Source organism: Hoylesella oralis ATCC 33269 (assembly GCF_000185145.2).
Classification (GTDB): domain Bacteria; phylum Bacteroidota; class Bacteroidia; order Bacteroidales; family Bacteroidaceae; genus Prevotella; species Prevotella phocaeensis.
Window position 1 is genome coordinate 1,222,923 of sequence record NZ_GL833119.1, and the last position, 24,362, is coordinate 1,247,284.

20 protein-coding genes are annotated in these 24,362 nt (G+C 47.6%); 15 read left to right on the top strand and 5 right to left on the bottom strand.

The window, feature by feature from the left end; genetic code table 11:
- Window positions 1–163 precede the first annotated feature (163 nt).
- The 4 genes from rsmA to rsgA all read left to right on the top strand — a co-directional run bounded on the left by rsmA (window position 164) and on the right by rsgA (window position 3,272).
- Window positions 164–973 carry a 16S rRNA (adenine(1518)-N(6)/adenine(1519)-N(6))-dimethyltransferase RsmA gene (rsmA, locus tag HMPREF0663_RS07640; protein ID WP_004369819.1) on the top strand — a complete coding sequence of 270 codons (810 nt, stop codon included), beginning with the start codon at window positions 164–166 and terminating at the stop codon, window positions 971–973.
- Between the two features lie 124 nt (window positions 974–1,097).
- On the top strand, window positions 1,098–1,571 hold the full coding sequence (msrC, locus tag HMPREF0663_RS07645) for a free L-methionine (R)-S-oxide reductase MsrC (RefSeq protein ID WP_004369820.1): 474 nt from the start codon (window positions 1,098–1,100) through the stop codon (window positions 1,569–1,571).
- 94 nt (window positions 1,572–1,665) lie between these two features.
- Window positions 1,666–2,226 (top strand): ribosome recycling factor, encoded by a 561-nt coding sequence (gene frr / locus HMPREF0663_RS07650; protein WP_004369821.1) that lies wholly within the window; start codon window positions 1,666–1,668, stop codon window positions 2,224–2,226.
- A 113-nt stretch (window positions 2,227–2,339) separates the two neighbouring features.
- On the top strand, window positions 2,340–3,272 hold the full coding sequence (gene rsgA / locus HMPREF0663_RS07655) for a ribosome small subunit-dependent GTPase A (RefSeq protein WP_004369822.1): 933 nt from the start codon (window positions 2,340–2,342) through the stop codon (window positions 3,270–3,272).
- Window positions 3,273–3,321: 49 nt separating this feature from the next.
- Here rsgA and HMPREF0663_RS07660 read toward each other — a convergent pair whose 3' ends face one another.
- A complete protein-coding gene (locus tag HMPREF0663_RS07660) occupies window positions 3,322–4,941 on the bottom strand; it encodes a sialidase family protein (RefSeq protein WP_004369823.1) in 1,620 nt (539 codons plus the stop codon).
- Between the two features lie 311 nt (window positions 4,942–5,252).
- Between HMPREF0663_RS07660 and HMPREF0663_RS07665 the strand changes: the two genes are divergently transcribed.
- Window positions 5,253–10,862, top strand: coding sequence for an alpha-2-macroglobulin family protein (locus HMPREF0663_RS07665; protein WP_231375152.1), 5,610 nt, complete (start codon window positions 5,253–5,255; stop codon window positions 10,860–10,862).
- Between the two features lie 12 nt (window positions 10,863–10,874).
- Here HMPREF0663_RS07665 and HMPREF0663_RS07670 read toward each other — a convergent pair whose 3' ends face one another.
- Window positions 10,875–11,801, bottom strand: a complete 927-nt coding sequence (locus tag HMPREF0663_RS07670; RefSeq protein ID WP_016665248.1) for a hydrogen peroxide-inducible genes activator — start codon at window positions 11,799–11,801, stop codon at window positions 10,875–10,877.
- Window positions 11,802–12,192: 391 nt separating this feature from the next.
- On the opposite strand from HMPREF0663_RS07670, the gene HMPREF0663_RS07675 reads away from it, so the two are divergent.
- From HMPREF0663_RS07675 to HMPREF0663_RS07715, 9 genes are all read left to right on the top strand, one after another.
- Window positions 12,193–12,894: a superoxide dismutase gene (locus tag HMPREF0663_RS07675; protein ID WP_004369826.1), complete on the top strand. Its 702-nt coding sequence runs from the start codon at window positions 12,193–12,195 to the stop codon at window positions 12,892–12,894.
- A 56-nt stretch (window positions 12,895–12,950) separates the two neighbouring features.
- Complete coding sequence (gene ahpC, locus HMPREF0663_RS07680; RefSeq protein ID WP_004369827.1) at window positions 12,951–13,517, top strand: alkyl hydroperoxide reductase subunit C; 567 nt, start codon at window positions 12,951–12,953, stop codon at window positions 13,515–13,517.
- 170 nt (window positions 13,518–13,687) lie between these two features.
- Window positions 13,688–15,247, top strand: coding sequence for an alkyl hydroperoxide reductase subunit F (gene ahpF / locus HMPREF0663_RS07685; RefSeq protein WP_004369828.1), 1,560 nt, complete (start codon window positions 13,688–13,690; stop codon window positions 15,245–15,247).
- 265 nt (window positions 15,248–15,512) lie between these two features.
- Window positions 15,513–15,995, top strand: coding sequence for a Dps family protein (locus HMPREF0663_RS07690; protein ID WP_016665246.1), 483 nt, complete (start codon window positions 15,513–15,515; stop codon window positions 15,993–15,995).
- Between the two features lie 304 nt (window positions 15,996–16,299).
- Complete coding sequence (locus tag HMPREF0663_RS07695) at window positions 16,300–16,584, top strand: hypothetical protein (protein ID WP_234955600.1); 285 nt, start codon at window positions 16,300–16,302, stop codon at window positions 16,582–16,584.
- 230 nt (window positions 16,585–16,814) lie between these two features.
- On the top strand, window positions 16,815–18,989 hold the full coding sequence (locus HMPREF0663_RS07700) for a TonB-dependent receptor (protein ID WP_016665245.1): 2,175 nt from the start codon (window positions 16,815–16,817) through the stop codon (window positions 18,987–18,989).
- Between the two features lie 55 nt (window positions 18,990–19,044).
- On the top strand, window positions 19,045–19,800 hold the full coding sequence (locus tag HMPREF0663_RS07705) for a DUF4625 domain-containing protein (RefSeq protein WP_004369833.1): 756 nt from the start codon (window positions 19,045–19,047) through the stop codon (window positions 19,798–19,800).
- 36 nt (window positions 19,801–19,836) lie between these two features.
- On the top strand, window positions 19,837–20,325 hold the full coding sequence (locus tag HMPREF0663_RS07710) for a DUF4625 domain-containing protein (protein WP_004369834.1): 489 nt from the start codon (window positions 19,837–19,839) through the stop codon (window positions 20,323–20,325).
- A gap of 97 nt (window positions 20,326–20,422) precedes the next feature.
- Window positions 20,423–20,881: a copper resistance protein NlpE N-terminal domain-containing protein gene (locus tag HMPREF0663_RS07715; RefSeq protein ID WP_004369835.1), complete on the top strand. Its 459-nt coding sequence runs from the start codon at window positions 20,423–20,425 to the stop codon at window positions 20,879–20,881.
- 162 nt (window positions 20,882–21,043) lie between these two features.
- Here the strand turns inward: HMPREF0663_RS07715 and HMPREF0663_RS07720 are convergent, their stop codons facing one another.
- From HMPREF0663_RS07720 to HMPREF0663_RS07730, 3 genes are all read right to left on the bottom strand, one after another.
- Complete coding sequence (locus HMPREF0663_RS07720) at window positions 21,044–21,544, bottom strand: DUF1648 domain-containing protein (RefSeq protein ID WP_004369836.1); 501 nt, start codon at window positions 21,542–21,544, stop codon at window positions 21,044–21,046.
- Between the two features lie 21 nt (window positions 21,545–21,565).
- Window positions 21,566–21,763: a type II toxin-antitoxin system antitoxin gene (locus HMPREF0663_RS07725; protein WP_004369837.1), complete on the bottom strand. Its 198-nt coding sequence runs from the start codon at window positions 21,761–21,763 to the stop codon at window positions 21,566–21,568.
- 63 nt (window positions 21,764–21,826) lie between these two features.
- Entirely contained in the window at window positions 21,827–22,765 is a 939-nt protein-coding gene (locus tag HMPREF0663_RS07730) for an SPFH domain-containing protein (RefSeq protein WP_016665242.1), read from the bottom strand.
- A gap of 494 nt (window positions 22,766–23,259) precedes the next feature.
- On the opposite strand from HMPREF0663_RS07730, the gene mnmA reads away from it, so the two are divergent.
- On the top strand, window positions 23,260–24,339 hold the full coding sequence (gene mnmA / locus HMPREF0663_RS07735; RefSeq protein WP_004369840.1) for a tRNA 2-thiouridine(34) synthase MnmA: 1,080 nt from the start codon (window positions 23,260–23,262) through the stop codon (window positions 24,337–24,339).
- The last annotated feature ends 23 nt before the right edge of the window (window positions 24,340–24,362 follow it).

The following is a 24,362-nucleotide window of genomic DNA, read 5'->3' on the forward strand; positions in this document are numbered from 1 at the left end:
ATTTGGGAAACAAGATTAACTTGGAAAACAAGTAATCTTAATCCCTCTTAAAAAGAGTATTTTTTAGGTTTAAATATAAGTGGCGGATCGATTAAATATCGGTTCGCCACTTTCTTTTTGCATATTATTTCGTACCTTTGCTGCCCGAATAGAAATATTGTTTATGAGAACCGTCAGGCCTAAGAAGAACCTCGGTCAGCATTTCCTGACCGATCTAAGCATCGCAAAACGCATTGCAGACACGGTAGACACCTGCCCTGATATCCCTATACTGGAGATCGGGCCGGGCATGGGAGTGCTTACACAGTTCTTGGTTACCAAGAATCGCGAGGTCAGAGCTGTGGAAATAGACCGCGAGTCGGTAGCTTTTCTGCACGAAAACTACCCGCAATTGCGCGATAAAATCATCGGAGAAGACTTTTTGCGCATGGATTTAAGTACGATATTCGGCGGCCATACGTTCGTTCTTACGGGCAACTATCCTTATGATATCTCCAGTCAAATCTTTTTTAAGATGCTTGAATATCGCCAATTCATACCTTGTTGCACAGGTATGATACAGCGCGAAGTGGCGCAGCGCATTGCTGCGTCGCCGGGAAACAAGCTCAACGGCATCCTTTCGATACTCATTCAGGCGTGGTACAATGTAGAATATCTGTTCACGGTCGATGAAAACGTGTTCGATCCACCGCCCAAAGTGAAGAGCGCGGTCATACGCATGACGCGCAATAACGTAACCGATTTGGGGTGTGATGAGGTGCTCTTCAAGCGGTTGGTCAAGGCTGTATTCAACCAACGCCGTAAGATGTTGCGTGTTAGTCTGCGTCAAATATTCAATCAGACCAAGCCTTCGGCGGTGTTCTATGCACAAGATGTGATGACCAAGCGCCCCGAACAGCTGGGTGTGGCGCAGTTCGTAGCGCTGACGAATATCGTGGCCGAGGAGCTTCAGCGGCTGGGATACAATCGGTAGAGCGGAGAAGTGCGGAAAACAGAGCGGGAAACGGAGCTGCATAACCCCTACTTCTGTCAGGCATAAACGGTGTATTTATTGCCGATAGACCATAGGCATAATAAAGATAAACAAGATATGTAACATGGATAAACAGGAAAAACAAGAAATTTATAATTTGCTTTTGTCGCAGATAAAAGCGCTTGTCGAGGGCGAAACAAACACTGTGGGTGTGCTTGCAAACGTATCTTCAGCGTTGCATCATGCCTTTGATACGTTCTTTTGGACGGGTTTTTATCTGCGACAGGGCGACACGCTGCGCTTGGGACCTTTCCAAGGTACCGTGGCTTGTTATACCATTCCGGTGGGCAAGGGCGTATGCGGAACGGCGTGCAAGGAAGCATCTACCATCGTCGTACCCGATGTAGAAAAGTTCGAGGGGCATATTGCGTGCAGCTCGCAGTCGCGTTCCGAGATTGTTGTTCCGCTGTTCGACGGCAACAGACAGGTAGTCTGTGTGCTCGATATAGACAGTACAGAGCCGGCAGCTTTCGATGATATCGACAGAGAGTGGCTTGAGAAAATCGCCGAAACGGTAGCTTTGTCGCTCTATCGGTAACCGTCTGTTCGCAGAATATTTTTAATTAAACTGTTGCATAGTTGCGGATTATTCTCTAAATTTGTACTTTAGAACCTAATAAAAACAAAGAAATATGATTGATGTTAAAGCAACATTGAACGACGCGGAGGAACGTATGCAGATGGCATCCATGTACTTGGATGAGTCTCTCTCGCGTATTCGTGCCGGACGTGCCAACGTGGCAATCCTCGATTCCGTAAGAGTTAGTTCCTATGGTTCCATGGTTCCGCTAAATCAGGTGGCCAACGTGTCGGTGCCCGATGCCCGCACTATTGCCATTCGTCCGTGGGACAAGAAAGCCATTAAGGATATTGAAAAGGGCATAATGGACAGCGATGTGGGCATTACACCCGAAAACAATGGCGAGATTATACGCCTTACGATCCCGCAACCTACCGAAGAACGGCGCAAAGAACTGGTAAAACAGTGCAACAAGATCGGCGAGAAAGTAAAGGTAGAGGTGCGCAACGTACGCTCTGAAATTAAGGAAAAGCTGAAGAAAGCCATCAAGGAAGGCCTTTCAGAGGATAATGAGAAGGATGCCGAAGACAGTCTCCAGAAAATTCATGATAAGTATATCAAGAACATAGATGCCCTGCTTGCAGAGAAAACAAAGGAGATAATGACGGTGTAGAGCTGTCAAGTGATAAAATCGGTATGTAGGTTAAGGAGTTAAACCGATAGTTTTCTTCTTGAGAACACAGGTGTCTTAACTCCTTAACTTCTTAATATCTTAACTCCTTATCCATGCATGGATTAGTAATCAAGAATACAGGTAGCTGGTACACAGTGCTCACCGACGACGGACAGATTATCGAAAGTAAGATCAAAGGCAACTTTCGTTTGAAAGGTATACGCAGTACCAATCCTGTTTCGGTGGGCGACTTAGTCACGCTAATTGTCAATCGAGAAGGCACAGCCTTTATTTCTTCTATCGACGAACGCCGCAATTATATCATACGGAAGTCGCAAAATCTGTCGAAACAGAGCCATATTATCGCTGCTAATGTAGACCAAGCGTTCCTGTTAGTTACGGTAAGTCATCCCGAAACATCTACCATGTTCATCGATCGTTTCTTGGCTTCGGCCGAGGCATACAGCGTGCCCGTTACGCTCGTGTTCAACAAGAAAGACCTTCTGACCGATGATGAACTGCGTTTACAGCAAATGTTGATGACGCTTTACGATACCGTGGGTTATCCGTGTTTCGCGGTTTCAGCAACGACAGGCGAGGGTATCGAGCCCGTCAGAGCGGCCTTACAGGGCAAGATAACCGTGCTTAGCGGTAACAGCGGAGTAGGGAAATCCACGCTTATCAATAGCATCTTGCCCCATGCGAAGCTACGTACAGCCGAGATATCCGATGCACACGACACCGGTATACATACCACCACGTTCAGCGAGATGCTGCCCCTGCCCGAGGGAGGTTATATCATCGACACGCCCGGAATTAAGGGTTTCGGCTCTTTCGATATGGAACCGGAAGAGATAGGCAGCTATTTTAAAGAGATTTTCAGCTTCTCCAAAGATTGTCGTTTCAATAATTGTACGCACACGCATGAGCCGGGTTGCGCCGTCAGACGTGCCGTGGAGGAGCATTATATTGCCGAGAGCCGCTATCAGAGCTACCTTAGTATGCTCGAAGACAAGGAAGGCAATAAATACAGAGAGGCCTACTGACAGCAGCAGGCCTCTCTCGTATATCTGTTATTCAATAGTGCTGTCAGCACTATTCATTTCCTATATTCCCGAAATTTTCTACCTGTTCTTTGGTCAGCACCACGAAGTTGATCGTATGTCCGCAGCCCTGATTTGAATTGTCTTCATAAAGTACGGCGAGCGAACCGTCGTTCAAAACCTCCATAGTAGAGTATGAAGCATCGCCGGGCTGTATGTTGAATACCTCTGTCCACGTGTTTCCTTCGTCGTGACTTTTATAAATAGTAAGGTTCTTGCGCCTTTCCGATTTCAGTATCGAGTGCAGCATCATGTCGTGTTTGCCGTTTCCGTCGATATTACGGGTATAATATATGATGTCTGCATTGCAATCTGCGCCCCATAGCGTATTGCTGCGCCACTGACGGTTCCACTGTCTACCGTCGGCAGAACCCTTGTTAAAGCCCCTGAACCCATGCTGTCGCACCGATGCAAGCAGCGTGCCGTCGTTCTTTTCTATGAGTTTAGCCTCGTTGGCACGGTCGTATACCAGCGTTGGACCGAGCTTCCAGCTGCGTCCTTCGTCCGTAGATTTCAATAAGAAATTCTTTTCGTGTCCGTTAGGTTCGGTTATGCAGTCGCATAGAAACATCACATCGCCCCGCCGTGTGGTCAGTCCTTTGCCCGAAGACACAAAGACTGCGTACATTCCCGTGCCGTTCTTCAGGTCGAAAACCGAGTCGGCAAAGTTGCCGGTCGTTATCTCTACCGGTGCTGTCTGCCACGTAATACCGTTATCAGAACTGCTTTGCATGGCTATATAACGCATACCCTCGAAGAACGATTTCTTGCCTGCACTCATCAAACAGAGTATCTTTCCGCCCGACGTACGTGCGAAAGAAGCGTCTCCGTAGCCATATCTGCCCTCGGTAAGACTGTCGCCTTGCGCTATAATCAGGGGCTCGCTCCACGTCTTTCCGTTATCCGTACTGCGGCGCACAGCCACGTCTATCTTATGATTACCCAAGTCGTTGCTCTGTTCGTAGCGCCGGTCGATGGCGGTAACGATACTTCCGTCTGCTGCTACAATCATGGCTGGTATGCGATAGTTCTTGCAGCCGAAGCTGTAAGGCGTGTATAGAAACTGCTGCAGGGCGAATATCTTCATGCCATAGTCGGGATCGCCGTCGGTGGGATATACCGTTTTCAGCCTGCCCGTCTGCGTGGTCCGATAGACTAAGGCCGTAATTTTTGCGTCGATATAGTCTTCCAGTGTGGCCCTTGGAGATACGTCTGCCGTGATCCAGAGATACGGTTTATCGCCCGCAGATCGGCATCCGTTAAGGTTAAGCGTCATTTTTCCCTTTTGCGGAAGCGCGGTGCAGAGCAATTGTCTGCGTTTTTTTTCGAGCGAATAAAACTCGGCTGTCGCCGTTTGATATACCTTCACGCGGTCGATGTTGCGATGCGTGTTGCCTTTCAGTACCATGTCTATTCGGCTTACCTGCGTATTCCGTGGCATCTTCCCCATGTCTATACATAGCATAACAGCATCCTTATTGCCCCGTCCGGTGGTATGGTAACCTTGTTTAACCGCGGGTTTCGATTTCTCTGTAGGGGCACCTTGTGTGGGCAATGTATAAACACAACCGCAGATAAATGCGGCAATCAGCAATGTTATAGGTTTGTTCATTAGTTTTTATATGTAAGCAGTTCTACGGTTACAAAGATACGGAAAAAGATTCGATTATGCCGTTTAATACGGCTAAAATCACAAAATCGGTTCTCTAAAATAGGGGGCTGCGGATGAAGGAATGGTGATGGAAAGCGGATAAGTGATAGCTGTGTTGCAAGGATATGGTACATCTGATGGTTTTAGGCATGCACTCTAACGGACTTAAACAGCCTATTTAAGAAAGCCGTTTATAATAAATGGTTTCGCAGGCATTGCCGTTTCGCCGAAAAAGACTATATTTGCAATATCTTTATCAAATGCTATTTATTATGAAAAAGGGCATTCTCATCGTTGTTATATCCTTTTTGTTGCCATCTTGTTTGCAGGCTCAATCGCTCAAAGCGTTATGGCGCGATGTGCACAGCAGCGCTTCTTTGCACCCGCAAACAGCTATGGCGAAACTCGAAAAGATAATTGATGCAGCCGAAAAGAAAGGTGCCTACCTCGAACTTTTAAGGGCGGATATTGCCTTAGCCGGCCTGAAAACCGACGTTGCCCCCGATAGTTTGTTGCCGCAACTCAACCGAATAAGGGCGCATGAACTGCTGGTTCGCGACCGTGAACCTGTGGTGGCGTCGCTCTACGAGGCCTATCTCGGCCTTACAGTACCCGATTCCGTGCCTTATTTGCGCATGGCCTTGGAGCGTAAGGAGGCCCTTGCACGGGCGAAAGCTGCCGATTACAGCAGCGTTGTTTGCTTGAAACAAGGCAGTAAATACTTCGGTAACGACATGTTGAGCGTGGTGGGTTATGCCGTTGGCGATGTGGCCTTGTTGCACGATTACTATGCTCTTCACGGCAATCGGGCGGCAACTATGCTCACCGCCCTCGATGTGTTGCGCGGTCGTTCGTCTGCTGTAGGCGGTTCAGGGCAACGGTCTGCTTATGTTGCATCGCTCGACTCGCTCCTGCATTTGTATGGCGATCTCGAGGTATCTGCCGAGGTTGCCATCGAAAAATATAATGTCTTGGTTCGCAATGTCGACTATACGCGAGCACAACGCGTGGCGTATATCGAAGAAATGTTGGCAAGATATCCGAAATACGAGCGCATGAATATCCTGCGAAATGCCTATCGGGAGCTTATAAACCCTTATGTCAACGTCGATATAAAGGATATCTTGCTCACCTCGAGGGATACTCTAACGCTGAAAGTGGCGCATCGTAACATCGAAAAATTGCGTATTAAGGTGGATCGGATAGACCGATCGACGGCGGAATTGAGCACTTTCGATACGGATTTCGAGGAGAATTGGGGCGATTTGAAGTACAAACGTCGGCATCGGATAGGCAATGTATCGCAGACGATTACATATTCCGTAACCGACAGAAGTAAGATCGAGCGCGATACGCTGCGCCTTTCGTCGTTGCCCGTAGGCATGTATATCATAGAAACAAGTACTTTCCCGAAGACCAAAAAGGCCCGCTGTCTGCTTCATGTAAGCGATATACGTCCCATAGTGGTATCGCTTCCCGATAGTACAGTGCGCATCGCGGTGGTGAATGCCATAACAAGTAAGCCGATAGGCGGTGCGAAAATAAAGATCGAAGACGGCGAAACGCTGTATTGCAATGCGCAAGGAGAGGTAACACATCGTGTAAAAGACGACGAATGTGCTTACGCCTATACCGATTACGACAGGGCTTGTACGTTCGTAAATCTCTCTGAAGCGCTGATAGATGATGGGGATGAAGAAGATACAACGTATGTAAAGAACGTGTTGACCGACCGTACAGTCTATCGCCCCGGGCAGACTGTCCATGCTGCAGCCACGGTTTTTCGGCGTAAAGGCGACCGTGTGGCGATAGATAGCGGTAAGGATATCACTTTCAGACTGCACGATCCGCAGCGCAAGGTTATCGATTCGCTTACGGTAAAAGTCGATTCGTATGGCACAGGCACGGCAGATTTCCGCCTTCCTGCACGCCTGTTGAACGGTAGTTATAGGGTTGAAGTAGACGGAGAGTCGTGCTATATTCGTGTAGAAGAGTACAAGCGTCCCACGTTCAGCGTAACCGTTCCCGATATAGAAACACGCTACAAGGCCGGCGACACGTTGCATTTGGCGTGCAAGGCTACCGCTCTGATGGGCGAAGGTTTGAGCGGTGCTGCCGTTGAATGCAAGGTGTCGTTCAATTCTTATTCCTATCCGTCGGACTTTCCCGATACTACTCTCGTGCTTACGACCGATGCCAAGGGCGTTTTCATGCTCGATCTGCCGCTGCCGAAGATAGTAAAAAAGGGTTCTGAAGGTTATTCTTTGCGCTTGAATGCAACGGTAACAGACCGTGCAGGCGAGAGCCAAACGGCAGATAAATATATCAGTGTGGGCTGTAAGGCTGTGCAGTTGTCGGCACCGTATGCCGACTATGTGCCCCGCGACAGCATGAAGCATCTGCCGTTCTTTGCACGAAATAACATGAAAAAAGAATTGGATGCCACCGTTAGATATTGGCTGAAAGGCTACGAGGAGCAGGTTTATACGGCAAAAAGCGGCAGGCCTGCGGGGTTTGTGATGCCCGCCTCGTTGCCTAACGGGCGATATACGTTTGTGATAACCTGCGAAGACGACACTATCGAACGGTCTTATATCGTTTATAATCCGGAGGATCGACGCCCGTCGGCCTATGTGGATAGCTGGGTTATATGCCCCTACAATGTGTTCGACAGGGAGGGAAAAGAACCGTTGAAAATACATTTCGGTACTTCTCAACGCGATGTGCACATGGTTTACACTGTAGCAACGGCCGACTCGGTGCTTGAGTGTAGCACCGTCGAATTGAGCGATAGCATCGTTACACGCGAGTTCTATTATCGCAAGGAGTACGGTCGGGGCCTCATGGTTTCGTGGGCTTGGTACAAAAACGGCGTGTTCTACCATGAACAGGCGGAGCTCATAAAACCGCTGCCCGATAGCTATTTGAACTTGAAGTGGAACACCTTCCGCGATCGTTTGCAGCCCGGAAGCAAGGAACAGTGGCAGCTTACTGTGACTACTGCCGACGGGAAACCGGCCCATGCGCGGCTCATAGCGGCGATGTACGATAAGTCTTTGGATTATATCGGCCGCAACGATTGGTACTTTAATACCGGTATAAGCCGAGAATTGCCGCAATATGAGTTTGCTACACCTAATAACTATAGTTGGCAAACTGTGGGCTCGTCGGTGATAAAAAGGTTCCCTGAGCCTGCTTTCAGGTCTGCCTGTCTCGATTTGGGAAACGGTTTGTGGGGCATGAAAGTGAGTGGTAAGGTGGTTACCGACGAGGAAGATCCCGTTATCGGGTGCAGTGTAAGAACCGAAGGCAGTGCCTCTTACGGCGTTGTTACCGATATCGACGGCAATTACACGATAACTGTACCTTTGGGAAAAAGGCTTGTTTACAGTTACATAGGTTACAAAAAAGAAGTGCGGATGGTTACTTCGAGGGTGATGAACGTAACGCTTACCGACGACGATCGGTCGCTCAATGAGGTGATAGTTACGGGGTATGGAACAGCAAAGAAGTGTGCCTTGACGGGCAGTGTGGCCGGTGTAACGGTTCGAGGTGCTGCATCTGTAGAATATACAGCGCCCGTTATCAAGAGGGATGCAGCCCTTTATGGCGCGCTGGCTCCCAAAGATGATTTCTTTATACCTGCGGATAACCGGAAACAGGCATCGGCTGCGTTGCTGCCGGTGCGTAAGAATATGGCCGAAACGGCTTTCTTCTATCCGCGACTAACCACCGACGAAAAGGGGCAAGTAGGTATTTCTTTCACCCTTCCGGAGAGCATCACGGCGTGGCGTTTTATGGGGCAAGCCCACACACGCGATATGAAAAACGGCTTTATAGAGGCCGAAGCGGTGGCGAAGAAAGCACTGATGGTGCAGCCAAACTTACCGCGTTTCGTGCGTACAACCGATAAACTGACCATACAGGCACGCCTTTTTAATACGACGGAAGTCGATCTGCGGGGCACAGGCACGCTGTTTTTACTCGATCCGGAGACCGAACGACCGATTTACAGCAGGCAGGTGTCGTTCCAAGCAGTGCCGGACAGCAGCGTTACACTAACCTTTCCGAGCATTGACATGGCCCGCATAGAGCCTTCGAAAGCATCGTTATACATCTGTAAAGTGATGGTTTCGGCGGGGAATATGAGTGATGGAGAGCAGCATTACCTGCCGGTTTTGCCCGACGTGGAGCAGGTATTGCGCACTATTCCGTTCACTCAAACGGCGAAAGGCACCGAACGTATCGACATCAGTCGGCTATTCCCGAGGGGTTCTACAGGCAGGAAACTAACCGTAGAATACGTGGATAATCCTGCTTGGATGATGCTCGAAGCCCTTCATGCCTATGCTCATCCGTACGATGATTGTGCTGTTTGCCAGAGTATAGCTTACTACTCGCAGTGCTTGGCAGGGCATATATTAGCGTCGTCTCCCGCGATTAAGGCCACTATAGAGACTTGCAGGCGCGATACATCGGCACTCCGCGGACTGAAGAGCAAACTTGCACAAAACGAAGAACTGAAGAGTATCATGCTCGAAGAGACTCCTTGGAACGTTTCGGCAGACACTGAAACGGAACAAAAGCGGCAGCTTGTCGACTTTTTCGATACCGAATTGCTTGCCGAAAAGATGAATACAGCCATCTCGAAGCTACTCCATTTGCAGAATACAGACGGCTCTTGGAGCTGGTTCAAAGGCATGAAAGGCAATCGATACATAACGGAAACCGTTACCGAAGTGCTTGTGCGTTTGAACAATATGGTGGGTATGCGCCCGCAAACCAAGCATATGATTGACCGAGCATTTGCCTATTTAAGCCGACAGGAGGCCGATATGGAATATCTGTACCTATGTGCTCTCGACGACAGAAAGCCTGCGGATAAGGGTAAGAAGGGCAAAAGAAAGTTGCTGAACGATGCGGAGAAGACCGCTGAAAGTATGACCATCTTGCAACGGGCGCTCACTGCAATCGTTATGCAGAAAGAAAATACGGCACATAGCAGGGCCGTGGCACGCCGTTTGGTGGAGAGTATAAAGCAGTATTCCGTATATGATAAGGCGAAAGGACGCTACTTCGATACCCGACGAGCGGGCTACTCGTGGCTCGATTACAAAATACCTACGCAGGTTGCAGCCATAGAAGCGCTGCGATTGATTACCCCTGAAGACACGCAAACCATTACGGAGATGCAGCTTTGGTTGTTGCAGGAAAAGCGTTCGCAGTACTGGCTGACGGCGATAAACAGTGCAGCTGCCGTGTACGCATTCCTCTCGGACAGTACTTCTTTCGTGCAACCGACGACGAAAGACGATGCCCCCGTGCTCCGCATAGATGGTAAGCAGCTGCGTATGCCGCAGGCAACAGCGGGCTTAGGATATGCAAAAATCATGGTTACACCTGCCGGAGAACGCCTGTTTACGGCCGAAAAGAAGACGAAGATTGTCTCTTGGGGAGCGTTATATGCACAGTATTTGCAAAAAATATCGGATATACAACGGTCGGGGAGCGAACTTTCGGTAACGCGACAGATTATACCTGTGAAGCCCGGACCATTGAAAGTGGGCAGCAAGGTGAGAGTAAGAATAACGTTAAAAGCGGCACGCGACCTCGACTTTGTGCAGGTGATAGACAAACGTGCGGCCTGCATGGAGCCCGTAGACCAAAGGAGCGGTTACGACGGAACCTATTATTGCAGCAACAAGGACTGTGCTACGGCATATTACATCAGCATGCTCAGCAAGGGTACTCACACGATAGAAAAGGAATATTACTTGGATAGGAGCGGCACATATACCCTCGGCAGCGTAACCGCCCAGTGTGCCTATGCCCCCGAGTATGCTGCTACGGAGCGGGCAGGCGCCATGATTACCGTAGAATAACATGGCGAACGATTACACCCGTTGCTGCGTCTGTTTCAGTTGAAGCATATCGGCAGGCACGGCTTGTTTTATCTCTTCGACGATCAGACCGAGCAACGAAGTGCGGATAAAGTTCTTTCCGGTAACCATAATTATCTCGCGCGTGGGGATCGGAAGGGCAAACGGTCGCACGAGTTTGCGCTGAACGTCGGTGAGTTGCAGTAGAGATAACTCCGGTATAAAGGTAACCCCTTTGCCGCTCTCTACCATTCTCATGAAGGTTTCGATACTGCCTAACGAGTATGCACGCTTACTCTGCATGGCTCCTTTAAGGTCGCAAAACCTCACAAGTTGGTCGCGCAAGCAGTGTCCTTCGTCGAGTAACCACAGATATTCGCCCTTCAGATCGGCGGTACGTATTGTTTTATTGTCGAATAGAGCATCGCCCTGTGCCACGTAGGCGAAGAACTGTTCGTAGAAAACGGTGGTACTGTCGAAGTCGCCAAGCCCGTCTACCTTTGCTATGATGCCCGCATCGATGTCGCCGTGGTGCAGTGCATGCTTGATATCCTCGGTCTTCATCTCCGTTACACGTACGTCCATATCGGGATATTTCTTCATCAACTGCGGGAAGAAGCGCGGAATAAGATAAGGAGCAATGGTGGGTAAGATGCCTATATTGAATGTTCCGAGCAGCGAGTGCTTAGTTTCTTCTACCGTTTCGCGCAGCTCTCGCGCCTCTACAAGTACCTTCCACGCCTGATCGATGATAAGTTTACCGGCGGGAGTCGGCAGTATAGGCTGCTTACGTCGGTCGAATATCTTCACTCCGAGTTCCTCCTCCAGCTTCTGTATCATAGAACTAAGCGTGGGTTGTGTTATGTTACAGTTGTCTGCAGCCTTGGCAAAATGCTTGTATCTGTATACTGCAATGACGTATTCCAATTGTTGTAGTGTCATGATGCTATAGAGTTTAGATGTAAAAATAGTACGAACGAGCACGATGGAAGCCATCTTTCGGATTGCCGGATGCGGTCTATTTTTTGCAAAGGTAGGCTTTTTTTGCCATATTCTCGCAATGTTCTTGTCGAATATTCCGCATATCTGTCCGGAACAGATGTATTGTCTGTCGTTGATATATATACCATCTGTCGGACATAGACGGGCTGTATAAAAAAATAATGCACGGCAGATTATTTTTACAGGACAATGTTCTTGAACCCCTTATGCTTACGGTTATTGTAGCGAGATGATAGATTTTTTCAATGAAGTTATAGTTTTTATCTGTTGCGGAAGGAAGATGTTCTGCCTATCTTTGCATCAGAAATCAGAACAACAAACATAAAACAGTATGATAATACAAATGCCCCCGATGCCTTACATGGAGCAGGCGACAGCGCCAAAAGGGGATTTTTATTTAATAAAAAAGGAAGATAACAGAGTTATTAATGCTAAATACGACAAGAATATGAAAGTAGAAATGCCAGTACTGCCTTATGCAGCAAACGCTTTAGAGCCCGTAATCAGCGAACAGACCATCAATTTTCATTACGGAAAACATCTGCAGAATTACGTTAACACCCTTGCCAATCTGGTGAAGGGCACAGAGTTTGAAGACAAAAGTGTAGAGGATATCGTGGTTAGTGCGCCCGATGGTCCCATCTTTAACAATGCCGGACAAACGCTGAACCATGCACTTTACTTCGGTCAGTTTATGGCTCCGCAGAAGAATAACGTACCTCAAGGCAAGATAGCCGAGGCGATTAATGCCGCTTTCGGTAGCTTCGATGAGTTCAAGAAGCAGTTTTCACAGGCGGCAGCCACACTCTTCGGCTCGGGTTGGGCATGGCTCTCGCAGGACAAGGAGGGCAAACTTGTTATCACGAAAGAACCGAATGCGGGCAATCCGTTGCGCCACGGAAACAATCCACTCTTAGGTCTTGACGTGTGGGAGCATGCATATTACTTGGATTACCAGAACCGACGTGTAGACCATATCGCAGCCGTATGGGACATAATCGATTGGAAGGTTGTGGAAAGCCGACTGAAATAAACAAACAACAAGCTACTTAATCAATTATAATTCATTTAATAATCATTCAATAGAATATGGAATCAATCATCAATGCACAGGTACCTGAGTTTAAAGTTCAGGCATTCCAAAACGGAAATTTCAAAACAGTATCGAACGAAGATATTAAAGGCAAATGGGCTATTTTCTTCTTCTATCCGGCAGACTTTACATTCGTGTGCCCCACAGAGTTGGAAGATTTGCAAGATAAATACGAGGAATTGAAGTCGATGGGCGTAGAAGTGTTCTCGGTAAGTTGCGACACTCACTTCGTTCACAAGGCATGGCACGACACTTCCGAGCGCATTAAAAAACTGCAATACACCATGCTTGCCGATCCTTTGGCGGTGCTGAGTCGCGGTTTCGGCGTATATAAAGAAGACGAAGGTCTATCATATCGCGGTACTTTCCTTGTAAACCCGGAGGGACAGATCAAGGTTGCAGAGGTGCAAGACAATAGCATTGGCCGCAATGCAGAGGAGCTTTTGCGCAAGGTGGCAGCCGCTCAATTCGTGGCATCTCATGAAGGTGAGGTCTGTCCGGCTAAGTGGAAGCAGGGCAAGGAAACGCTTAAACCGAGCATAGACCTTGTGGGCAAACTCTAAATCAATATAATTTATACAAAGCAGTTCCCTGTCATAGTGTTGTTATCAGCATTCGGGCGGGGAATTTTTTGTTATCTGTATGAACGATTTTTGTAGGCTGTACGGCCGGCAGACGGGAAGAATTGCCGTTACACAGGCTTCAAATTGAATTTATAAAGAGGAAATATAATATGTTAGAACATGATATTTTAGAGCAGGTGAAAGGCGTATTTGCAGACCTTTCCGCTACGTATGTGTTCGATGCCGCGTACAATCGTGGCAACGAGCATGCCGATGAATTTGTGTCGTTTCTTAGCGATGTGGCTTCTTGTTCGCCCAAACTCTCGTGCTATTTCGCCAAATCGGACGAACAGATGTTGGGTTTCAGGCTGCTGAAAGATGGGAACGATACGGGTATAAGGTTTCGCGGTATTCCTAATGGGCACGAGTTTACGTCGTTACTCCTTGCGGTTATCAATGCTGACGGTAAGGGGAAGAACCTTCCCGATGAGGCTATAAGGCGGCGAATTGGTGCGATTAAGGGCAACGTAGATATAAAAACCTACGTTTCTCTGACGTGTACGAACTGCCCGGATGTGGTGCAGGCGCTTAATATAATGGCACTCTACAACCCGAATATCAAACATGAAATGGTGGATGGTGCACTGTTTCAAGACGAAATAAGCAAGCTGAACATCCAAGGGGTGCCGTCTGTATTCGTCGATGGTGAACCGTTTCATACCGGTAGAGGCGATTTGGGAGAGCTTTTATCGGAGCTTGAAGAGCGGCAAGGCACGACTGCCGACGAGCACGCTGCGCCCGTGGAGTGTACTTACGACGTGGTGGTATTGGGCGGAGGCCCCGCAGGTACCGCCGCTGCAATATACTCCGCGCGCAAAGGTTTGCGCGTTGCAATGGTGGCAGAGCGTATAGGCGGACAGGTGAAAGATACCGTAGACATTGAAAACCTGATATCTGTTCCGCAGACGACCGGTGCGAAATTGGCCGACGACCTGAAGACTCATCTGGGCAATTACCCCGTTGAAGTGTTCGAAAACCGCAGGATCTCGGCCGTTAACCTGAAGGAGAAAATGAAACGCATCAGCGTAAAAGGAGGCGAAGAGTTTATGGCTCCCGCCGTTATCGTTGCCACCGGTGCCGGCTGGAGACGCCTGAATGTAGACGAAGAAGCACGGTATATCGGTCATGGAGTGCACTTCTGTCCGCATTGCGATGGCCCCTTTTACAAGAATAAGCGCGTTGCAGTGGTGGGAGGTGGTAATTCCGGCATCGAAGCAGCTATCGATTTGGCGGGCATTTGCAGTCGTGTAACGGTGCTGGAGTTTGCCGACGAGCTTCGTGCAGACAACGTGTTGCAGGAGAAAGCGCGCAGTATGAAGAACGTAGAGATATTTACTTCGCAGCAAACAACGCGCGTTATCGGTGACGAAACCAAGGTGACAGCACTGCAAGTGAAAGATCGTAAGACCGATAAAGAGCGCAAGATAGAGCTCGATGGGGTATTTGTACAGATAGGACTTGTGGCGAATACCGAACCTTTCAGCAACGAATTGCAGCTTACGGAGCGCAAGGAAATACCCGTAGACGAATACTGTAGAACCGCTATAAAGGGTGTTTATGCCGCCGGAGACGTCTCCGACGTGCCCTATAAGCAGATTGTAATTGCGATGGGTGAGGGAGCCAAGGCCGCTCTCTCGGCATTCGAAGACCGCATGCGCGGCATTATTTAACCGCGCAAACTTATAAACAGCCGGCAAAGGTAGGCTTTCCTGCGGGAAAAGACCTACCGGTTGCTTCCGCTACAGCGCAGAGAAAGATGCCCTTCCGGTATTGTCTGTTTATTGATAAGTATCTGTAAATCAACGTTAAAAGTACTAAAATAGATAAACTCTATACCGTTATAGTTTTTATCTGTTGTGCGGATACGAGAAAAATACTATCTTTGCATCAGAGATAACAATAAGAGTATTCATAAATAAAGAAAGGAAAAGAATTATGAAGAGTTTAGATTATTTGAACTTAGATGCAAACAAAGTTGCGGATGTAGTTAAGGGATTAAGCCGCTTGTTGGCCGATTTTCAAGTGTATTATGCTAATCTTCGCGGGTTTCATTGGAACATCAAAGGCGACGGTTTCTTTACTCTACATGCGAAATTCGAGGAACTTTACAACGATGCAGCTAATAAAGTAGACGAAATTGCGGAGCGTATATTACAGTTAGACGGCACACCCGAGCACCGCTACAGCAAATATCTATCGGTATCGACCGTGAAGGAAACCGATGTTATACATAGCGGACATAAGGCGGTGGCCCACATACTCGATACGCTTAAAGAGATTATCCGTCAGGAGCGTGCGTTAATTCAAACGGCGTCGGAGGCCAATGATGAGGTTACCGTAGCACTGCTCGACGACTATTTGAAAGGGCAGGAAAAGACGGTTTGGATGCTGGTTGCCTTTAACAGCGATCGTGCGTAGAACCGATAGAAGCAACATCTGACCGAGACAGACCTATGGTCTGATAGCGATAAGTCTATCGTTCAACGGGCGTAGATGTATGATATATCGAGCGGCGATGTACCGGATAACGGCGCATTGTCGCTCTTTCTTTTTAGATAGATAGCCAACTTTTAAATAAAATTAAAAACGTTCATTTTTGCAATTGATCCTTTGCATGCTCGAAGAAACTTATTAATTTTGTCCGTTGAATAGCTGTTCGATTATGTTAGAGTCTAAGCATACACGGAGAATTTTTATTTCTTGGTTGCTGTTGGCCGTATTTATGTTGCCGATAATAATCAAGGATTTTCATGTATGCCAGTATGATAACAGCATCGAATTAGCCTCTTCGAAAGCCTCGGGGAACCATTCCGGCGGGCATAATCCCGATAAGTGTTTTATTTGTCAGTTCTTTTTTTCTACTTTCGGCATTGCCGATACCATAGCCATAGCGGCGGTTGTTGCCGTGTTGATGGGCACTGTAGTATCGGTATGTGTGCAGAAAGTGGCGTGTAGAGCAGCTGAAGTCATCAGTCTGCGGGCGCCTCCGTGCGCCGTATTGGGATAATTCTTATCCTACACCAACATTAATCGTCCACTTTGTTTTTGCGGTGCAGAGGGGGAAGAGCATATTCTTTTGAACCCGTTATAGTGCGGCTTATCTGCCGAGGGCGCCCGTTTTTCTGCCGTGCAAGCAATATGCGTGGATAGGGTATGCCCCGTGTTCTGTGCCTGTAGTGCCGGCTTGTGTGCGCAATACCCGTCTTTTATTACAGATTTTTTTATATTCTTACGGTTATGAATAGATTTGCTTTGGCAATAATTCTATCGTTGTCGGCAGCGTGCATGTCGGGTGTTTTGCCCTTATGTGCTGCGCCTTGCGCCGCCATACCGCCATCTGTCGACACTACACGTATCGATACGGGCATCGTGTTGCACGATGTAACGGTGTATGGCAATGCGAAGAGAGACTATCAGATGAAGGCCTCGGTCAACGAGATAGAACTTGATCGCCGTTATTTACGGGGGAATTTCGCCGGTAGTTTGATGCAGAGTCTGCGCGGGGTGCCCGGTGTAAAGGCGATGAGCATAGGTTCCGGACAGTCGAAACCCGCCATCCGTGGTTTGGGTTTTAACCGTATGATCGTGTCGGAAGACGGTATTAAGCACGAAAGTCAGCAGTGGGGAGACGATCATGGGTTAGAGATAGACCAGTTTGCCATAGACAGAATAGAGATTATCAAGGGCCCTGCAGCCCTGTTATATGGTTCGGATGCCATCGGTGGAGTGATTAACCTCTACAGCAATTATGTGCCTGTAAAGCCATTAGAGGGCAGCGTTTCGCTTTTCAGCCGAACCAACAATGCATCGTTAGGCATATCGGCCAAGTTGCAAGGACGCAATAAGAAGTTTTTCTATAAGGCAAATATGACATGGATAGACTATGCCGATTATAAAGTTCCGACGGACAGTATTCAGTACTATTCATACTATATAAAGCTGAAAGACCGCACGCTTCGTAATACTGCAGGGCGCGAACGTGACGGCAGTTTTACGCTCGGATACCTCGGATACCGTTTCAGAACCGACCTTAAAGTATCGGACTCTTATGCCAAGAGCGGCTTTTTTGCCAACGCACACGGTTTGGAAGTGCGCCTTTCCGATATCGACTACGACGCCTCGCGGCGCGATATAGACCTCCCATATCAAACAGTAAATCATCTCAAAATTATGAGTCACTCGGTGTATCAGGCGGGAAATCTTGTGGTAGAAGGCAATCTGGCTTATCAAAACAACCTGCGTAAGGAGCTTTCGGAGCCTGTCTCGCATGGCTACATGCCTGTTCCGAGCGGCACGTTGGAACGACGTTTCAATAAAAGCACCTATACCGGAAACGTCGGTATGACGCTTTCGTTGGGCGAAAAGCATCAGCTTAACGCCGGCGTGAGTGCCGAATATCAGCACAACAGGCGCGGCGGATGGGGATTTATCATACCCGATTTCGAGTCTACAGCGTTGGGTGCCTACGTTTACGACCGCTATACGATCAATCCGAATCTCGTTCTGAATGCGGGAGTACGGTATGATAACGTGCATACATCTATCCATCGTTACAGCGACTGGTATAAAACACCGGTGAAAAACAGTACCGATTCGGTGTTTAAAGAGCGATCCGGCGAGCTTAGACGGGCATTCAACAGCCTTACTTGGTCGGCTGGAATAAACTATAATGTAGGACATTGGATTCTTAAAGCCAATGTCGGCAAGAGCTTTCGCGTACCTATACCGAAGGAATTGGGCGCGGATGGCGTGAATTATCATATTTTCCGTTACGAAAAGGGCAATCCTCTGCTCGATCCGGAAGAGTCGTATCAGGTCGATGCAGGTATCAACTGGAGCAACAAGGTGCTGGATATTCAGATCGATCCTTACCTGAATTACTTCCCTAATTATATCTATATGAACCCTACTTCGGAGTATTATGAGGGCCTACAGCTATATTATTACCGCCAAAGCCGCGTCATTCGTTACGGGTTCGAGGCACAACTGACGTGTAAAGTCATGCGTAATTTGGAAGCTGAACTGAAGGGAGAGTATCTTTATGCAGAACAACTGTCGGGCGAAAAGAAAGGCTTTACGCTGCCGTTTTCTACTCCTTGGTCGGTCGATACGGGGCTTAAATACACGTTCTTTGGCCGTCGACAGGGACAAGAAGGATATCTTACGTTTAACGTACATGTGGTGGGCGACCAGAATAATATCGTTCCACCGGAGAAACCCACTAAGGGTTACTGCACTATAAATATGTCTGCGGGGAAGGAGTTTGCCCTGAAAAGCTGCTCACTCCGTATAGGTATCAATGCTGAGAACCTGCTGAACCGCAGATATTACGACCATACAAGCTATTATAGACTAATCGATGTGCCCGAACCCGGGCGCAATGTAGCTGTGATGGTTGGCTTAGATTTTTAACTTAATACATTAATATAAACTTGAGACTCTATGAGTCTTGCAATTACAGACTATTATGAGAAAAGGAATGATTTGGGGAGCTATGACGGCTCTTGTTAGTGTTTTAACGCTGTGTTTGGCTTCCTGTAGCAACAACAACGATGATCCGGCGGAGACAAAGTTAGAGATTAATAAGCGTGAACTGGGCGAAGAGAACTCCAAAACGGCCGTTTTGGGCAAAGATCTGCACATTGAATGCGAGATATTGGCCGAGTCTAAGATCAAAAGCATTCGGGTGGAACTCATACAGGGGAACGCTGAAACCGTGTTGATGAAAGACTTTAACAGCAATAAGAACTATGTGGGTGTGATCAATGCGCACTTCCATGAGCACTTGGAACTTGACGGCAAGCTCGCTGCAGGTACTTACCGGTTCATCTTAACCGTTACTGATGAAAAAGGAAAAGAGGTGTCTTGGACCGATGAACTTACTTTGAAGGCTCCCGATCCTAATGCTCCGAAGATAGAAATCACCAGTCCTGATGCAAGTAACAATACGGCCGAAGCAGGCAGCAAGTTCACCGTAAAGGCCGAAGTTACCGTGAAGTCTGCCGTTAAGAGTATCGAACTCGAGTTCCACGGAGACAAGGAATATCCGATAGAAGTGAGCGATTATAACGGTAAGACCGGTACCTTCGAGTTCAATAAAGAGATTACAGTGCCCGCAGAAGCCGTGGCTGGCGAGTATCACCTGCACTTCACGGTGACCGATACCGACGGAAGAACGAACACAGAAGAGTTCGAAGGTTTCAAAATAACGGCCAAGAAGTAGGTCTGTAGCAGGAGTATATATATAATAAGGTATAAGATGATGAAGACTATAAAACTGTTTTTGCTTGCCTTTGTGCTTTGTTTGCTTGCCGCATGCAGCAGCAGTAGCGATGATAACGGTACGAAGGATAAAGAGAAGCCCGTTATTTCAGACAAGGATATTGTGGCAAGTCCCACAGATTGTCAGGTGTATAAGCGCGGCGAGACGATACCTGTAAGGTATCTGTTCAAGGATAATATGGAGCTCGGGAGTTTCAATATCGAGATACATAATAACTTTGATCATCACACGCACAGTACCTCTGCCGCCGATTGTCCGCTCGATGAAAAGAAGAGTGCGGTTAATCCATGGGTTTACAACGAGAGTTTCGACATTCCTGCAGGGCAGAAAGAGTACGCCTCTGCCGTGGATATAAAGATACCCGACAATATAGATACGGGCGATTACCACTTCATGTTGCGCCTTACAGATAAGGTTGGATGGCAGGAACTCAAGGCAGTTAGCATAAAAATTACCGCACAATAACGGTGCTGTTAAGGCATTTTTTCATTGAAATTTGGTGGTTTTATAAATAAAATACGTAATATTGCATTCGAATAATTAAAACAAATTCAAAGAGAAGATGAAAAAGTTAATGTTGATTGTTGCTGCATGTGCAGCAATGGTAGCTTGCAAACAGAGTGGCAAGACTGCCGAGAATATGAACGGAAACGACTCGGTTACCGATTCTGTAGTAGTAGATTCCATGGTTTATGAAGGTACTCTGCCGGCAGCAGACGGCCCGGGTATTCGTTACAGTTTGGCCCTTGCAGGCGATTCTACCAACGGTTATCACCTCACGATGACTTATCTTGAGGCCGAAAACGGTAAGGACAAAGCGTTCGATTACAACGGAGTAGCAGAGGTTGTTACCAAGACTGTCGGCGGTAAAGAGAAGAAAGCCTATAAATTCAGCCTTGGTGAAAAGGAAGCGCCGGCTTACTTCATGATCGTTGACGACTCTACCTTGCGTGCCGTTAACGACCAGTTAGAGGAAGCAGTTACTAAAGATTTGAACTACGATTTGAAGCTGAAGAAGTAATACAGCGTGCTTTCCCGACAAACATAAATATTCCCCGAGCCTCGCGGTTTCGGGGAATATTCGTTTTAGGCATTATGTGCAGCCCGCTTAGAAGTACGGTCTGTTCCTTTTGCGCGGTACTTCTATCGGGCTTATTTCTATGCTCTATGCCGGCGGGCAGGTCTATGTGTACTGTATTTTGTATATGTAGTACAGCCACACACCCAAGAAACAGCCTACAAAAGTGATACCTAAAATATTGCCGAAAGTATCGGATAACCTGCAATAACGGCTGATTGCGTCGGTTAGGAGTACCATCGACAGGCAGAAAGCAAGCTGTCTGTTGGCTCTGGAGGCCAGTTTCAGCTGGCGCATTTCGTGGGCGAAAGTGTCTAAATTGTACCGTTTCGGATAGTAAGATTTGTATAGAAAGAGCAGTACGACGAGGCTCAAAAGAACATTTGTGCGTACATCTCTCCATTTAGATACGTATTCCGTTACGTTTCCCGCTTCGTCGTAGGCCTTCGGAACCATATCCGGAGCGTGCCTGAACGCCCAGAACGTAAGGATCAGAGATACCGTAATTATGCAAAATACGATGCTTTCGAAGATTTTGGCTTCGATGTTTCTGTTGGGCAGGATATGGTTGTAATATTCGTTCCGGATGCTTTTGATAATGTTCATAGCTTCGTTTTTGTTTCTCGTTTATTCGCTGTCGTCTTCTTTTCCGTTGGCTTTACGCTTTTTCAGTCGGCCGTTTTTGCGCAATGCCTCGGTAATAATCCACTGCAATTGCCCGTTGATAGATCGGAAATCATCGGCAGCCCACTTCTCTATAGCATCCATCGTGCCGGCATCCACACGCAGGATAAAGCTCTTGTTTTTATTTTCTTTTTTCGTCATTACTGCGGTTTTCTGTCGCCATGCTCGTGCCCTATCCCCGAAAGAGGCAGGGAACGGGGCGCCTTACATATTCAAAGTGCCCGTGTTAACGACCGGTTGTGCGGTATCGTCTCCGCAGAGTACCACCATTAGATTGCTCACCATAGCGGCTTTCTTGTCGTCGTCGAGTTCTACAACCCCTTCGTCTGCCAGCTTTTCAAGTGCCATCTTCACCATCGAAACGGCCCCCTCGACGATCTTTTCGCGTGCTGTAATGATGGCATTTGCCTGCTGTCGTCGCAACATAACGGCTGCTATCTCGGGTGAATAGGCCAAATAATTGATACGGGCCTCTACTATATCGATGCCGGCCATGGCCAATCGTTCTGTCAAACGCTCCTCCAACTGCTTGTTGATGTCGTCTCCGCCATCGCGAAGTGTAAGTTCTTTAGCGTTTGTTTCGGTATCATCGTAGGCATATTGCCCTGCTACTTGTCGTAAAGCAGCCTCGCTTTGTATCTTTACAAAGTTCTCGAAAGCCCGCATAATGTTATTCACGTCTTTACCGATTGCGGCAGCTCCCGCCATTGTTTGGGCATCTATCTCGAACATAGCTTTATACGTATCTTTCAATTTCCATACAAGTACCAGCCCTATCATTACGGGATTGCCTATTTTGTCGTTCACTTTAATGGGCTCGGCATTTAGGTTTCTGGCCCTAAGAGAGAGCTTTTTCGTGTTTATAAATGGGTTTACCCAGAAGAAGCCTATATGTGTAAACGTGCCACGATACCTTCCAAAGAACATCATAACGCGAGCTTCGTTAGGTTCGAGCTGCATCAAGCCCTTGAAACAGAACAGGGTGGCAAGCATACAGGTAAGGGAAACGAAACTTAGAGGCGACTCCGCGTTGACATAAAAGCCGAACAAAGCGCCGAAAACTATTGCAAGTACGAGGAGTATTGCAAGCATTAAGAAACCGTTTACGGTAGTTCCTTTGAAACTGAATTCCTTATTTTCCATAATCGTAAGTATTTTATTGTTTTTATATGATATCATTTCGATATCACAAAAGTATATGTTTGTTTCAAACAAACCAAATGTTTTATCGGCTATTTTGTATAATTTAACGGATAAAAGACCATCTCCTTACGATAAAGAGGTCATCTCCTTATCATAAAAAGACCGTCTCCTTACGATAAAAAGGCCGTCTCCTTACGATAAAGAGACCATCTCTTTATGATGAAAAGGCCATCTCCTTACGATAAAGAGACCGTCTCCTTATTTTTCCAAGTTGCGCAATACGGCTCTGATAGGAGTAATGTTTAAGCCTTTCAGGCATACTGTGCAAGTAGCGTAGATATGGCATATAAACCGCATAGGCAGTGTACCCGATCCGTTAAACTCTGTGGAACGAGGGGCGATATTGCGAAAGATTTCGTAACTTTGTGCCGTGTTTATGCCCCACGGAAGGGGCACGAAGCGCAGATATAAGGTAAATCAAGAAAGGACGAAACGTGTTGAATGCAGAGGAACTCAAGGGGAAAAAGATCGCTGTATTGCTTTCCGGCGGTGTCGATAGCTCCGTTGTAGTGTACGAACTGGTACGGTTAGGGCTGCTTCCCGATTGCTTTTACATCAAAATAGGGCCCGAAGAACAGGAACAATGGGACTGTTCGTCGGAAGAAGACCTCGAGATGGCCACCGTTGTAGCGGCAAGATACGGCTGCCGTTTGGAGATCGTAGACTGCCATAAGGAGTATTGGAGCGAGGTAACCCGTTACACTATGGATAAAGTTCGCGCCGGATTTACGCCTAATCCCGATGTGATGTGCAACCGACTTATTAAGTTCGGCGCCTTTGATGATAAGGTGGGGCACCGTTACGACCTCATTGCAACGGGGCATTATGCACAAACCGAGATGATCGGAGGCAAGAAATGGCTCGTTACAAGCCCCGATCCGGTGAAAGATCAAACCGACTTTTTAGCGCAAATATATAACTGGCAATTGCGAAAGGCGTTATTTCCGATCGGGCATTACATGAAGGATGAGGTGCGCGAGATTGCCGAACATGAGCATTTAATCAATGCTAAACGCAAAGATTCTCAAGGCATTTGCTTCCTTGGGAAGATAAACTATAACGATTACATACGCCGTTTTCTCGGCGAAAATCCGGGGGATGTCATCGAATTAGAGACCGGACGTAAGATCGGGATGCACCGCGGATTATGGTTCCACACCATAGGTCAGCGCCACGGACTGGGCTTCGGCGGCGGTCCGTGGTACGCCATAAAGAAAGATGTGGCGCAGAACGTGCTTTACGTAAGTAAGGGATATGAGCCGCAGACGGCTTTTCAGCAGGATTTCAAGGTACATGATTTCCACTTTCTTACCGAACCTGTCGACATGAAACATGTCACTTTCAAGATACGCCATACCCCTGAATACCATTCGGCTCTGCTTGAAAAGACCGCCGAAGGGGCCTACACGGTTCATTCGACCGAGCAGATACAAGGCGTAGCCCCCGGACAATTCTGCGTTGTTTACGACGAACAGCACCACCGTTGTTTCGGTTCGGGCGAAATAACGCTGTAGGGCAGAAACGGAAAACAAGCTGT

Coding starts and splice junctions, on each gene's coding strand:
- rsmA (WP_004369819.1), top strand. CDS start 164: ATGAGAACCGTCAGGCCTAAGAAGAACCTCGGTCAGCATTTCCTGACC.
- msrC (WP_004369820.1), top strand. CDS start 1,098: ATGGATAAACAGGAAAAACAAGAAATTTATAATTTGCTTTTGTCGCAG.
- frr (WP_004369821.1), top strand. CDS start 1,666: ATGATTGATGTTAAAGCAACATTGAACGACGCGGAGGAACGTATGCAG.
- rsgA (WP_004369822.1), top strand. CDS start 2,340: ATGCATGGATTAGTAATCAAGAATACAGGTAGCTGGTACACAGTGCTC.
- HMPREF0663_RS07660 (WP_004369823.1), bottom strand. CDS start 4,941: ATGAACAAACCTATAACATTGCTGATTGCCGCATTTATCTGCGGTTGT.
- HMPREF0663_RS07665 (WP_231375152.1), top strand. CDS start 5,253: ATGAAAAAGGGCATTCTCATCGTTGTTATATCCTTTTTGTTGCCATCT.
- HMPREF0663_RS07670 (WP_016665248.1), bottom strand. CDS start 11,801: ATGACACTACAACAATTGGAATACGTCATTGCAGTATACAGATACAAG.
- HMPREF0663_RS07675 (WP_004369826.1), top strand. CDS start 12,193: ATGATAATACAAATGCCCCCGATGCCTTACATGGAGCAGGCGACAGCG.
- ahpC (WP_004369827.1), top strand. CDS start 12,951: ATGGAATCAATCATCAATGCACAGGTACCTGAGTTTAAAGTTCAGGCA.
- ahpF (WP_004369828.1), top strand. CDS start 13,688: ATGTTAGAACATGATATTTTAGAGCAGGTGAAAGGCGTATTTGCAGAC.
- HMPREF0663_RS07690 (WP_016665246.1), top strand. CDS start 15,513: ATGAAGAGTTTAGATTATTTGAACTTAGATGCAAACAAAGTTGCGGAT.
- HMPREF0663_RS07695 (WP_234955600.1), top strand. CDS start 16,300: ATGTTGCCGATAATAATCAAGGATTTTCATGTATGCCAGTATGATAAC.
- HMPREF0663_RS07700 (WP_016665245.1), top strand. CDS start 16,815: ATGAATAGATTTGCTTTGGCAATAATTCTATCGTTGTCGGCAGCGTGC.
- HMPREF0663_RS07705 (WP_004369833.1), top strand. CDS start 19,045: ATGAGAAAAGGAATGATTTGGGGAGCTATGACGGCTCTTGTTAGTGTT.
- HMPREF0663_RS07710 (WP_004369834.1), top strand. CDS start 19,837: ATGATGAAGACTATAAAACTGTTTTTGCTTGCCTTTGTGCTTTGTTTG.
- HMPREF0663_RS07715 (WP_004369835.1), top strand. CDS start 20,423: ATGAAAAAGTTAATGTTGATTGTTGCTGCATGTGCAGCAATGGTAGCT.
- HMPREF0663_RS07720 (WP_004369836.1), bottom strand. CDS start 21,544: ATGAACATTATCAAAAGCATCCGGAACGAATATTACAACCATATCCTG.
- HMPREF0663_RS07725 (WP_004369837.1), bottom strand. CDS start 21,763: ATGACGAAAAAAGAAAATAAAAACAAGAGCTTTATCCTGCGTGTGGAT.
- HMPREF0663_RS07730 (WP_016665242.1), bottom strand. CDS start 22,765: ATGGAAAATAAGGAATTCAGTTTCAAAGGAACTACCGTAAACGGTTTC.